The 13221-nt window shown below is 60.2% G+C and carries 7 protein-coding genes and 5 pseudogenes; 5 read left to right on the top strand and 7 right to left on the bottom strand.

Going from position 1 to position 13221, the window contains the following annotated elements; all coding sequences use genetic code 11:
* Window positions 1-79: 79 nt before the first annotated feature.
* The 3 genes and pseudogenes from hda to LJU32_12705 form a co-directional block, all read right to left on the bottom strand.
* Window positions 80-784 carry a DnaA regulatory inactivator Hda gene (hda, locus tag LJU32_12715; protein WKV90880.1) on the bottom strand — a complete coding sequence of 235 codons (705 nt, stop codon included), beginning with the start codon at window positions 782-784 and terminating at the stop codon, window positions 80-82.
* A 204-nt stretch (window positions 785-988) separates the two neighbouring features.
* Window positions 989-2061, bottom strand: a pseudogene (locus tag LJU32_12710) (AI-2E family transporter).
* 34 nt (window positions 2062-2095) lie between these two features.
* On the bottom strand, window positions 2096-3154 hold the full coding sequence (locus tag LJU32_12705; protein ID WKV90879.1) for a DUF2066 domain-containing protein: 1059 nt from the start codon (window positions 3152-3154) through the stop codon (window positions 2096-2098).
* A gap of 368 nt (window positions 3155-3522) precedes the next feature.
* On the opposite strand from LJU32_12705, the gene purM reads away from it, so the two are divergent.
* The 3 genes and pseudogenes from purM (at window position 3523) to LJU32_12690 (ending at window position 5952) form a co-directional block, all read left to right on the top strand.
* Entirely contained in the window at window positions 3523-4581 is a 1059-nt protein-coding gene (purM, locus tag LJU32_12700; GenBank protein WKV90878.1) for a phosphoribosylformylglycinamidine cyclo-ligase, read from the top strand.
* Entirely contained in the window at window positions 4581-5231 is a 651-nt protein-coding gene (gene purN / locus LJU32_12695) for a phosphoribosylglycinamide formyltransferase (protein ID WKV90877.1), read from the top strand. The genes purM and purN overlap by 1 nt, the downstream gene beginning before the upstream one ends.
* A gap of 8 nt (window positions 5232-5239) precedes the next feature.
* Window positions 5240-5952, top strand: a pseudogene (locus LJU32_12690) (DUF3108 domain-containing protein).
* A 183-nt stretch (window positions 5953-6135) separates the two neighbouring features.
* Here the strand turns inward: LJU32_12690 and LJU32_12685 are convergent.
* Window positions 6136-7761 (bottom strand): methyl-accepting chemotaxis protein, encoded by a 1626-nt coding sequence (locus tag LJU32_12685; protein WKV90876.1) that lies wholly within the window; start codon window positions 7759-7761, stop codon window positions 6136-6138.
* Window positions 7762-7899: 138 nt separating this feature from the next.
* On the bottom strand, window positions 7900-8946 hold the full coding sequence (locus tag LJU32_12680) for an amidohydrolase (GenBank protein WKV90875.1): 1047 nt from the start codon (window positions 8944-8946) through the stop codon (window positions 7900-7902).
* A gap of 129 nt (window positions 8947-9075) precedes the next feature.
* Here LJU32_12680 and LJU32_12675 point away from each other — a divergent pair.
* Together LJU32_12675 and LJU32_12670 are read left to right on the top strand one after the other, a co-directional pair.
* A pseudogene (locus tag LJU32_12675) lies at window positions 9076-9491 on the top strand (OsmC family protein).
* A gap of 61 nt (window positions 9492-9552) precedes the next feature.
* Window positions 9553-10423, top strand: a pseudogene (locus tag LJU32_12670) (pirin family protein).
* A gap of 84 nt (window positions 10424-10507) precedes the next feature.
* Here the strand turns inward: LJU32_12670 and LJU32_12665 are convergent.
* Both LJU32_12665 and htpG read right to left on the bottom strand, forming a co-directional pair.
* Complete coding sequence (locus LJU32_12665) at window positions 10508-11236, bottom strand: dienelactone hydrolase family protein (GenBank protein ID WKV90874.1); 729 nt, start codon at window positions 11234-11236, stop codon at window positions 10508-10510.
* A gap of 69 nt (window positions 11237-11305) precedes the next feature.
* Window positions 11306-13209 (bottom strand): annotated as a pseudogene (htpG, locus tag LJU32_12660) (molecular chaperone HtpG).
* Between the last annotated feature and the right edge of the window lie 12 nt (window positions 13210-13221).

Genomic DNA, 13221 nt, shown 5'->3' with positions numbered 1-13221 from the left:
AGCGCTTAACTCGTTTGGCCGGTGAAACGCCGCAGGTACGCGGGTTTTCTGGCGCCTGAAAGCTGGCAAAAGCCCACTACTACCAGCCCAGAGTTTCCTTGAGGAAGGGAATGGTCAGCTTGCGTTGCGCTTGCAGGGACGCCTGATCAAGCTGCTCAAGCAGATCGAACAGCGCGCTCATGCTGCGCGTGCCGCGAGTGAGAATGAAGTGCCCCACTTCATCGGTCAGGTGCAGACCACGACGCGAAGCGCGCAATTGCAGAGCACGCAATTTGTCTTCATCGGAGAGTGGGCGCATCTGGAAGATCAGCGCCAGGGTCAGGCGCGATTTCAGGTCAGCCAGCTTCACTGGCAATTCGCGAGGCGAAGTGGACGCAGCGATGAGCAAGCGCCGACCGCTGTCACGCAGTCGGTTGAACAGATGGAACATCGCCTCTTCCCAGTCAGCCTTGCCGGCAATCACCTGCAAGTCATCCAGGCAAACCAGTTCGTACTGTTCAAGGTTGTCGAGGATTTCCACGCCGCGGTCCATCAACTCGGCCAGCGGCAGATACACCGCCGGTTCACCCATCTGCTCGAAGCGCAGGCACGCCGCCTGCAACAGATGCGTGCGCCCGACGCCGTGCTTGCCCCACAGATAGATCAGGCTCTCCGTCCACCCGGCGTCGGCTTCGCACAGACGCTCGACATAGCCGAGTGCAGCGGCATTGGCGCCTGGGTAGTAGTTGATGAAGGTGGCGTCGTCACGCAGACGCACACCTAGGGGCAGCTGAATCGGTTTCATGCTGACTGAACAGTTCAAAGGAACCGTTAGTGGCCTCTGTGTAAAGTTTGCGAAGTTTATACCCGTGAGGCTGAGCGCACAATGCGACAGACTCCAAGCAAAATCAAAGGTTTGCGTTAACGCAGCGGTTTTCTGACAGATTCTCTGGCGCCCTTGCCCGCACGACACGGGCCAGCCCGGCCAAGCGCCGGGCCGCCCGCGCCATTACAGCTCGGGTTCGTCGACGCCGCTGTAGATCTCGGAATCCTTGTACAAGTCGTGGACATGCCGCACCAGCACCATGATCACCGCCGCCACCGGCAGCGCCAGCAGCACGCCGGTGAAACCGAACAATTCGCCGCCCGCCAGAATCGCGAAAATCACCGCCACCGGGTGCAGACCAATACGATCGCCCACCAGCAACGGCGTCAGCACCATGCCCTCCAGCGCCTGTCCGACCATGAACACCGCGACAATCCCGACCATCGGGTAGAGATCGCCACCAAACTGGAACAACCCGGCGATCAGCGCGGCGCCAATGCCGATGACAAAACCCATGTACGGCACGATCGCCGCAAGCCCGGCAATCAGCCCGATCAACAGCCCCAGTTCCAGACCGACGATCATCAGGCCAGCGGCGTAAATCACCCCCAGCGCAACCATTACCAGCAACTGCCCGCGCACAAACGCGCCGAGCACTTCGTGGCACTCGCCCGCCAGCGCAACCACGCGCTCTTCGCGATCGCGTGGCAGCAGGCTGCGGATCTTGCCCATCATCACGTCCCAGTCGCGCAGCAGGTAAAAGCTCACCACCGGGATCAGCACCAGATTTGCCAGCCAGCCGATCAGTGCCAGGCTCGAGGCCGTCGCCTGACTCAGCACCACGCCAACAATGTCGGTGGTCTGGCCCATGTGCTCGCTGATGGCAGCCTTGACCTTGTCGAACTTCCAGAAGCCGTCCGACAAGCCGAGCTTCGCTTGCGCCCACGGCACAGCGGTGTGCTGCAACCAGTCGAGCATCTGCGGCGCCAACTCGTACAAACGCAGCAACTGCTTGGCGAGCATCGGCACCAGCACCAGCATCAACGCGGTGACGATCAAGGTGAACAGAGCAAACACGGCGATCACCCCCAGGTTCGCGACAAGCCGAGCCGTTCCAGACGATCCACCAGCGGATCGAACAGATAAGCCAGCAACAACGCGACCAGAAACGGCGTGAGGATCGGGTGCAGCAACCACACAAACGCGCAAAGCAGGACCACCCCACCGAGCCAGAACCAACGCCGCGTATCGGCCATTTACCACTCCTGATGCTTCTATATAAGGAAAGTCTTACCAGCGAAACCGCAACGACGGTGCCGCCGCTACCGGGGTTGGCGCTGCAATCGCAGGCGCGCCCTCGACGGCAGGCTGCGCCGGCGCCACTGGAGCCGGTGCTTCGGCAGGCAGCTCCTGCAACTTCGCCAGCGACAATTGCGCGCGCAACTGATCGGCGCTGCCATTGACCCGGTAGATGATGCGATCACCCTGCACGCTTTGCAGACGCACGCCGAACGGTTCGAGTAACCGCAGCAGCGCCGCATAATGCTCCAGATTCATGCCCTGCACTTCCAGAATCTGCTGACCCGATGCGCCGGGCTTGGCGACAAATCGCGGCGCCAGACGCTCGGCCACTGCCAGCATCACCGCATCGGCAACGGCGGCCTGATCGGCGCCCTGCACGCTGCCGGCCTCTTTCTGATCACCGAGCCACAAGCGCCACTTCGCCTGCCACTGCCCGCCCTCTTCCCGGGCATGCACGGCCAACAGGGCGTCAGCGTTGTAGCGGTCCGAAGCACTGCGCAGGGGCGCGGGGTCAGCGCTTTCCAGCGCCGGCGCGGTGGCCACCAGTTGCTCGCTGAGATCGGCCAGCGGCAAACGCAGGGGCAACCCGCGATGTTGCGCGGCCGTGCGCAAGGTTACGGCCGCGGCCTGACCGTCGCCGACCAGACTTGCACCTTCGGTTGAATCGTTCAGCCACCAGCTGAGCATCGACGGCCGACTGGCGCCCCACACCGGCAATCCGGCCCGGCGCAAGGCCTGCTCGGTGGTTGCCGGGTCGAAGTCGACTTTCAGCACTTCCGGTGGCCCCGCGTCGAAACCGAACTGACTGATGATTTGCTGCGGATCCTTGCGAATCGGCGCCAGCCCCGGGTTCTGCGCGGCTTTCGGGTCGCCGGTCAGGCGCAGCACCAAGGTATCGAGCGCCGCCTGCGTGGCGCGATCGCGCTCTTCCGGCGCCTGGCCGCTGACCGGCTGACGCACCTGATACAGGCCTTTGAGGTTTTCGGCATGACTCGCCAGGCTGACCAGTGTCAGGCAGCCCACAAATAACAATTTACAAAAACGCATGGAAAATTCCCGTCGACAGGAGCGGCTGGAACACGCCGCGTGAACCGTTTGAGCAAGGCTGTGACCCCTGCTCTGGCAAAACATTCACACGGTGGCGGTAAGTTTTTGCACAGTCCTAACGATAGACGGTTAATCGCCACACCTTATACAGGCAGTCATATCCTGCGATTGCAAAAAATTTCCGCCGATATGGCCCTGCCCGTCGGTGCGAGGATGGCCGCTGCCCCTCAAGCCTGATAAAATCGCGCGCCTTCGCAGACCGGCAACAGCCGGGCCCTCGAAACTCGCGTGAGGCGATCGCCCATCGAGTTCGACGTTCCCGCTGAACTCGGTCGTTACCCCTGAATCCCTCCCTAAAGGCCTGGATCATGAGCAAGCAACCCTCCCTGAGCTACAAGGACGCCGGTGTAGACATCGACGCCGGTGAAGCATTGGTCGAACGCATCAAGAGCGTCGCCAAGCGCACTGCGCGCCCGGAAGTCATGGGCGGCCTGGGCGGTTTCGGCGCCCTCTGCGAAATCCCGGCCGGCTACAAGCAGCCAGTGCTGGTCTCGGGTACCGACGGCGTCGGCACCAAGCTGCGTCTGGCGCTGAACCTGAACAAGCACGACAGCATCGGCATCGATCTGGTCGCCATGTGCGTCAACGATCTGGTGGTGTGCGGCGCTGAGCCGCTGTTCTTCCTCGACTACTACGCCACCGGCAAACTGAACGTCGACACCGCTGCCCAGGTGGTGACCGGCATCGGCGCTGGCTGCGAACTGTCGGGTTGCTCGCTGGTTGGCGGCGAAACCGCTGAAATGCCGGGCATGTACGAAGGCGAAGACTACGACCTGGCCGGCTTCTGCGTCGGCGTGGTGGAAAAGTCGGAAATCATCGACGGCTCGAAAGTCGCCACCGGTGACGCCCTGATCGCCCTGCCATCGTCCGGCCCGCACTCCAACGGTTACTCGCTGATCCGCAAGATCATCGAAGTCTCCGGTGCCGACATCGAGAACACCCAGCTCGACGGCAAACCGCTGACCGACCTGCTGATGGCCCCGACCCGCATCTACGTCAAGCCGCTGCTCAAGCTGATCAAGGACACTGGCGCGGTCAAAGCCATGGCCCACATCACCGGTGGCGGCCTGCTCGACAACATTCCGCGCGTACTGCCAAAAGGCGCTCAGGCTGTGGTTGATGTGGCCAGCTGGACTCGCCCGGCCGTGTTCGACTGGCTGCAAGAGAAAGGCAACGTTGACGAAACCGAGATGCACCGCGTGTTGAACTGCGGCGTCGGCATGGTCATCTGTGTAGCTCAGGAGCACGTTGAAGTGACCCTGAACACCCTGCGTGACGCTGGCGAGCAGCCTTGGGTCATCGGTCAGATCGCCGTGGCCGCCGAAGGCGCTGCGCAGGTCGAGCTGAAGAACCTCAAGGCCCACTGATGCCAAAGCCCTGTGATGTCGTGGTGCTGTTGTCCGGCACCGGCAGTAACTTGCAGGCTCTGATCGACAGCACGCGGACCGGCGACAGCCCGGTCCGCATCGCTGCGGTGATTTCCAACCGCGCCGACGCCTACGGCCTGCAACGCGCCCGCGACGCGGGTATCGCCACCCGCTCGCTGGATCACAAGACATTCGAGGGCCGCGAGGCCTTCGATGCCGCGCTGATCGAACTGATCGACCAATTCAACCCCCAACTCGTGGTACTGGCCGGCTTCATGCGCATTCTCAGCGCTGATTTCGTGCGCCACTACAAGGGTCGCCTGCTCAACATCCACCCGTCGCTGCTGCCCAAATACAAAGGGTTACACACTCATCAGCGTGCGCTGGAGGCCGGCGATACGGAACATGGCTGCTCCGTGCACTTCGTCACCGAGGAACTCGATGGCGGACCACTGGTCGTACAGGCAGTATTACCGGTAGAGTTGCACGACACGCCGCACAGTCTGGCGCAACGAGTCCACGCTCAGGAACACCTGATCTACCCGATGGCAGTACGCTGGTTTGCCGAAGGCAGGCTGACACTCGGTGACCAAGGTGCTTTACTCGACGGCCAGCTACTCGCCGCCAGCGGCCACTTGATTCGAAACTAGGAGATATTATGCGTCGCGCCCTGCTCTTCGCTTGCGCTCTGCTCGCCCTGCCCTTCGCGCAGGCAGCGGACCTTCAACCGTTCTCCGCCAGCTACACCGCCGACTGGAAGCAGCTGCCCATGAGCGGCACTGCCGAACGCAGCCTGACCAAAGAAGCCAACGGCGTCTGGAAACTCAGCTTCAAGGCCTCGATGATGATCGCCAGCCTGACCGAAGAAAGCACCCTGAAGCTGGACAAGGACACGCTACTGCCGCAGTCCTACCACTTCGAACGCGGTGGTCTGGGCAAAGCAAAAAAGCTGATCTGGACTTCGACTGGGCCAACAAGCTGGTCACCGGTACCGACCGTGGCGACGCGGTGAAGATCCCGCTGAACCGTGGCATGGTCGACAAGTCGACCTACCAACTGGCGCTGCAGCATGACGTTGCCGCCGGCAAGAAAAGCATGAGCTATCAGGTGGTTGATGATGGCGAAGTCGATACCTACGACTTCCGCGTGCTGGGTTCGGAAAAGGTCGACACCAAGGCCGGCCAGATCGACGCGATCAAGGTCGAACGCGTGCGCGACCCGACACAAAGCAAGCGCATCACCGTGCTGTGGTTCGCCAAGGACTGGGATTACCTGCTGGTGCGCCTGCAACAGGTCGAGACCGACGGCAAGGAGTACAACATCATGCTCCAGGACGGCACGGTCAACGGCAAGACTGTCAAAGGCAGCTGATCGCGCTGCTGCAACGAAAGAGCCCCGCGAATGCGGGGCTTTTTTGTCGACAGTCTTCCAGACAACACCTCCCTGTAGGAGCTGACGAGTAAAACGAGGCTGCGATCTTTTGATCTTGATCCAGAAGCAAAACATCAAAAGATCGCAGCGCGCCGCAGCTCAGGGATTTCGTCGCCTGCTGATTCAGACCGAAAACCGCGCCACCATCCCATTCAGATCCACCGCCAACTTCGACAACTCCTGACTCGCCGCACTGGTCTGATTGGCCCCCGCCGATGTCTGCATCGCCAGATCGCGAATGTTCATCAGATTGCGATCCACCTCCCGTGCCACCGCCGCCTGCTCTTCCGAGGCACTGGCGATCACCAGGTTGCGCTCGTTGATCAAGGTAAACGCCGAGGCGATTTCCTCCAGGGCCGAGCCTGCGCTCTTCGCCAGCTCGAGGGTCGAGCGCGCCCGTGAGTTGCTCTGCTGCATCGAACTGACCGCTGAATCGGTGCCCTGCTGAATCCCGCCGATCATCTGCTCGATTTCCTGGGTCGACTGCTGGGTGCGATGCGCCAGCGCCCGCACTTCATCTGCCACTACTGCAAAGCCACGCCCGGCATCACCGGCCCGTGCCGCTTCGATCGCGGCGTTGAGGGCGAGCAGATTGGTCTGCTCGGCAATCGAGCGAATCACGTCCAGCACTTTGCTGATGCCATGAACCTTTTGTGCCAGCGCCTCGACCTGCGCTGCGTTGTTGGTGACGTCACCAGCGAGAAACTCGATCGATGTCACCGTCTGCTGCACCTGCTCACGCCCCTGGCGGGCGATGCGGTCGGACTCACGGGAGGCTTCGGACGTAGCCACGGCATTGTTCGCCACCTCTTCCACCGCTGCTGTCATCTGGTTGACTGCGGTGGCGGCCTGTTCGATTTCCTGGCTCTGCTGATGCAGGCCGCGAGTGGCGTCTTCGGTGACGCTGCTGAGCTCTTCGGCGGCCGAGGCCAACTGAGTCGACGACTCGGAAATGCGCCGGATCGTGTCGCGCAAGTTGTGCTGCATGCTTTTCAGCGCTTGCAGCAGGCGCGCCGGCTCGTCTTTGCCAGCGATATGAATGTCACCGGTCAAATCCCCGCCGGCCACCACCTCGGCCACGCTGAGCGATTGCGACAACGGCACGACGATGCTGCGCGTCAGCAGCAATGCCAGGCCAATGGTGATCAGCGCGGCCATGGCGATCATCACCCCAACCCATACCCGCGATTGGTTGAACACCAAGCGTGCCGCCTCGGTGGCCAGGTTGGCATTGTGTTTATTCATCTCGACCAGATCGCGCAGAGTGACAGCGATCTCATCGGCCAGCGGGCTCATCTGATCATTAAGAATTGCCGAGGCCTCAGCGACCCGATTTTGTGCCGATAGCTGTAGGACTTGCGCCTGCAACTCCAGGTACTTGTGCTCGGCAACCTTGAAGCGATCGAACAGCGCACGCTCCTCCGGCAAGGCGATCAACACGTCATAGCGCTGCTGCGCCTCGCTCAAGCCACTGCGCAGTTCGCTGAGCTTGGCGACGTTCTGCTCCAGTGCCTTGGGGTCACGATTGAGCAACAGGCGCATGGTCAGTGCGCGCAGACGCAGCATGTCCTGACTCATCTCACCGACGGCCATCACGCTTGGCAGCCAGTTGTTGTCGACTTCATCGGACTGTGCGCGCATGTTCGACATTTGCAGCAAGGCGAACGCGCCAAGAGCAAACACCATCAAGGCCAGCAGGCCGAAACCGAAACCGGCGCGCGGGGCAATATTGAGACTACGGATATTCATCACTCTGGCTCCTTCCAAAAGCGCTGCATCAGCCTGCAGCGGGTTGCTTTAGAAGGTATCGGCATTGCCCTGAATTTGCGTAAGACGAAAAGGCGATAGGCAGACGAGCGGCTAGTTCGAACCCATGGCTTTGTCGTTTCAGCGCGAGTCGGCGGGTTTGCTTGTATTGCGCGGCAATATTGCCAGGAAGTTGTCCCTTGCTACCTTTCGCGCAATCGCCTCTGGCAGCGCATCGAGAAATGGTTTGTAGCTGTGCATTTCCTCCCCGAGCTTGTTGAATCGTCCTACCACGTCAGAGCCAAGCATGAAGCGCTCGGGATATTTTTCCACCAGCGCCAGCCATTGCGCGCGCGGCCTGCCCTGCTCGTCCAGCAAGTACGGCGTGAGCGTGCTCCACGACAGGTCGATAAACAGATTCGGATAAGCCTCAAGCATGCGCGTCAGGGTTGGCAACAAAAACGGTAATTGCGTTTGATGCCGATGAATCTCGGCGCTGGTGCCAGCGTGCGCCCAGATGAACCGCGTGTGCGGATGATTGCGCAGCGGCTCTTCGACTTCCTTCAGGTACAGCGGATTTTTCTCACGCTTTGAAGTGATGTTGGAATGCAGCATCACCGGCAGATCATTTTCCGCGGCGAGGTGATAGATCTTGGTCATTGCCTCATTGTTGGCCCGGGGTGTGTCGCCGGAGGTCAGCGCGGTCAGGTCATCGTGCCGGGTGAACACCTCGCCGATGCCCTGCCACAAACCCGGATACAGCTCGAGCATGCGCTGTATATGCGCGGCGGAATTCTTGTCATTGGGATTGAAGCCGGACAGGAACGGATGAAAGTACTGGCGCTGCTCTGGGGCGAGTTTTTGCACCGCGTCGGCAATGATCACATCGGTGGCGCTGTACCAATAGGCATCGGCGTCATCGCCGGCGTAGTAGCGCGGACGCTTGGGTTCGTCTTCATGCCATTTCTTCGCCACGGGAATGCCGGAAATCATCACGTGCTCAATGGAATTTTCTTTCATGGCCGTGAGCAATTTCTGCATGCCGGCGCTTTCCTGGAAAAAATCCACGTAATGCAGGTGCGCGTCGCTGTAGGTGTATTCGCGGGCGCCGGCGCTGCCAGCGAACAGCAGCAGGCAGGCAAGACTCAGACGAGACAAGGACACAAGTAATCTCCGGCAGATGGGCATAGCCTAGACCGCGTCCGAACCACAAGGGTTCATCCCTGCCGAAAAGCGCAACGCCAACTGCCGGGAATGCTCTATAACTGCAAGGTCTGTTTTGATCGAACGATTTTTCCTGCCGCCTGTGAGGTTTCCATGACTGTCACCGTCAATACCGTCTCTGCCGAAGGTTTTCGTCACACCGTCCAGATCGACGACCACGAATTGTTTGCCGATGTACCGAAAACCGCCGGAGGTGAAGGCACCGCGCCAGAACCACACGACTACTTCGACGCCGCCCTCGGCGCCTGCAAAGCGCTGACCCTGAAGATGTACGCGAAGAAAAAGACATCCCGCTGACCGGCGTGGGCGTCGAAGTGAAGCGCGACAACAGCCAGGAACAGAAAGGCAAATACGCCCTGCATGTCAGCCTGACGCTCAAAGGCGTACTCACCGACGCCCAGCGTGAAGAACTGTTGCGAGTCGCCGATCGCTGCCCGATTCACAAGTTGATGACCACCAGCGAAGTCAGCATCGAAACTCACGCGCCACAAGGCTTCGATAGCCAATAATCCTCCCGATGCCAGCGGCGGGTTATGCTTCTGGCATCACCCGCTCAGCCTGGAATGCACCATGGACACGCCACTCCTGATCATCCGCCCCCGCGCCGAAGACGTCGAAGGCCAGCCGATTCTGCGCCCGCTGCCGTCAGCCAAATGCCGCAACGTCGGGCCTTTCGTGTTTTTCGACCACATGCTCGAAACGATTTATCCGACGGGCAAAGGCATGGATATCCGACAGCATCCGCACATTGGTCTGTCGACGCTTACCTATCTGTTCGAAGGGCAATTGCAGCACAAGGACAGTCTGGGTTCTGATCAAGTGGTCGCTGCCGGAGATGTCAGCTGGATGACCGCTGGCAGCGCCATCGCCCACGTCGAGCGTACGCCTGCGCCGCTGCTCGCCGAGACCTTCACCCTGCACGGCCTGCAAGTCTGGCTGGCCTCCCCAAAGAACACGAACAGGGCCCGGGGCATTACAGCCATCATCCGGCAGCGACGTTGCCAGTCAGCGATAACCTCGGCGTGCAGATTCGCATGATTGCCGGGTCAGGTTTTTGCCTGGAATCGCCGGTACCGGTGCTTTCTCCGACGCTGTATGCCGAAGTGAAGATGCAGACTGCTACCACCCTGCTGATTCCCACCGAGCATGAAGAACGCGCGGTGTACGTGTTGAGCGGTGATGCGCAGTTGAATGGCGAGGCGATCGAGCCGCATGCGCTGGTGGTATTGCCAGCCGGCGAAGAGATGAGCCTGTTTGCCGAAAGCGATGTGCACGCGGTGGTGTTCGGCGGCGCACCGCTGGACGGGCCCAGACGGATCAATTGGAATTTCGTTGCGAGCGATCCGGCGGCGATTGATGAGGCACGGCGCAAATGGGCAGCCGGGGATTGGCCGACGGTGCCGGGGAAGTCGAGCGGATCGAATTACCGCCAGGCCGTTAAAAACAAAGATCGCAGCCTTCGGCAGCTCCTACACCGGACTTACGTAGGAGCTGCCGAAGGCTGCGATCTTTGATCTGAGGGCAATCAGCCCTTGAACACTTCATCCAGCAAATCATGCATCGACTTGAACGCGCGCTTGGCGGTCTTTTCGTCGTACATCATCTTGCCCGGTACGTTGGCGTGCGGATCGGTAAACGAATGCACCGCACCGCCGTAGCTGAGCAACTGCCAGTCGACCTTCGCCGCGTTCATTTCATCTTCGAACGCCGGCAGTTGCTCTTTCGGCACCAATGGATCGGACGCGCCGTGCAGCACCAGCACCGAGCCCTTGATGTTCTGCGCATCCGCCGGATTCGGCGAATCCAGCGTGCCGTGGAACGACACCGCCGCTTTTACCGGCGCGCCAGTGCGGGCCAGATCCAGCGCACAGCAACCACCGAAGCAGAAACCGAACACCGCCAGTTTCGACGTATCAACCGCCGCTTCGCCCTGGCTCTGCAATTGCTCGAAAGCCACCTTCAGACGCTTGCGCAGCAGCGCGCGATCGTCCTTGAGCGGCATCATTGCTGCCAGCGCCTCGTCTGCATTCTGCGGACGTTCGGTCTGGCCGTAGACATCCGCGATCAACACTACGTAACCCTCGGCCGCCACCGCTTTGGCGATGTCTTCGGCACCGGCGCTGACGCCCATCCAGTTCGGCGCCATCAGCAAACCCGGGCGCGCGCCCTTATGCTCAGCGTCGAAGGCAAGGCGACCTTCATAGGCTTGGCCGTCAATCTGATAGACCACGGAACGTACAGTGACTTGGCTCATTTCTGACTCCTGATTGAGTAAACACCAGAACGAAAAAACCCGCCGAAGCGGGTTTCTCCTACAACGTGATCAAACCGACAGTTCAACCAGCAGCTTGTTCAGACGGCGCACATATGCGGCCGGATCCTTCAAGCTGTCGCCTGCCGCCAGAGCGGCCTGATCGAAGAGAATGTGCGACAGGTCGCCAAACCGCTCTTCGCTCTGCTCGCCATCGAGTTTCTCGATCAGCGGGTGGCTCGGGTTGAATTCGAAGATCGGCTTCGAATCCGGGACTTTCTGCCCGCTGGCCTCGAGGATCTGGCGCATTTGCAGGCCCAGATCCTGTTCGCCGATGGCCAGAATGGCCGGCGAATCGGTCAGACGATGCGACACGCGAACTTCAGCGACGGAATCGCCCAGCGCAGTTTTCAGACGCTCGACCAAGCCTTCTTTGGACTTGGCGACTTCTTCCGCAGCTTTCTTGTCCTCTTCCGAGTCCAGGTTGCCCAGATCGAGGTCACCGCGCGCCACGTCGACAAAAGTCTTGCCGTCGAATTCGCTGAGGTAGCTCATCAGCCACTCGTCGATACGATCGGTCAGCAGCAGCACTTCGATGCCTTTCTTGCGGAAGACTTCCAGGTGCGGGCTGTTCTTGACCTGCGCGTAGGCTTCGCCGGTGAGGTAGTAGATCTTGTCCTGACCTTCCTTGGCGCGGGCCAGGTAGTCAGCCAGACCAACAACCTGCTCACCGTCGTCGCCCTGGGTCGATGCGAAACGCAGCAGACCAGCGATTTTCTCCTTGTTGGCGAAGTCTTCTGCCGGGCCTTCTTTCATGACCTGACCGAAGTTTTTCCAGAAGCCTTTGTATTGCTCAGGCTCGTTCTTCGCCAGTTTTTCCAGCATGTCCAGAACGCGCTTGGTCAGCGCGGTTTTCATCGAATCGATGATCGGGTCTTTTGCAGGATCTCACGCGACACGTTCAGCGACAGGTCGTTGGAATCGACCACGCCTTTGATGAAGCGCAGGTACAGCGGCAGGAACGACTCGGCCTGATCCATGACAAACACACGCTGCACGTACAGCTTCAGGCCTTTCGGCGCTTCACGCTGGTACAGGTCGAACGGCGCGCGGGCCGGCACGTACAGCAGCGAGCTGTATTCGAGCTTGCCTTCAACCTTGTTGTGGCTCCACGACAGCGGATTCTCGAAGTCGTGAGCGATGTGTTTGTAGAACTCCTGGTATTCCTCGTCTTTGACTTCAGTGCGCGGACGGGTCCACAGGGCGCTGGCACGGTTGACGGTTTCCCATTCAACGGCTGGAGCCTCTTCGCCTTCGGCCGGAGTGACTTCCTTCGGCAGTTCGATCGGCAAAGCGATGTGGTCGGAGTACTTCTTGATGATGTTGCGCAGACGCCAGCCATCCGCGAATTCGTCTTCGCCGGATTTCAGGTGCAGGACGATGCGGGTGCCGCGCTCTGGCTTGTCGATGGTGGCGACTTCGAACTCGCCCTCGCCTTTCGACGACCAGTGCACGCCTTCGCTGGCGGCAGTGCCGGCGCGACGGCTGTAGACATCAACCTTGTCGGCAACGATGAAGGCCGAGTAGAAGCCGACACCGAACTGACCGATCAGGTGCGAATCTTTCTTCTGATCGCCGGACAGGTTTTTCATGAAATCGGCGGTGCCGGATTTGGCGATGGTCCCCAGGTGGGTGATCACATCGTCACGGTTCATGCCGATACCGTTGTCTTCGAGGGTGACGGTCTTGGCGTCCTTGTCGAAGCTCACACGGATTTTCAGGTCAGCGCCACCTTCGAGCAACTCAGGCTTGGCCAGGGCTTCGAAGCGCAGCTTGTCGACAGCGTCAGAGGCGTTCGAGATCAATTCGCGAAGGAAAATTTCCTTATTCGAATACAGCGAATGGATCATGAGGTGCAGCAGCTGCTTTACCTCGGTCTGGAAGCCCAGGGTTTCCTTTTGAGTTTCCACACTCATGGTCATCAAACT

The organism is Pseudomonas sp. B21_DOA (assembly GCA_030544685.1).
GTDB classification, from domain to species: Bacteria; Pseudomonadota; Gammaproteobacteria; order Pseudomonadales; family Pseudomonadaceae; genus Aquipseudomonas; species Aquipseudomonas fluorescens_AO.
This window is presented reverse-complemented; position numbering and strand designations above follow the sequence as displayed.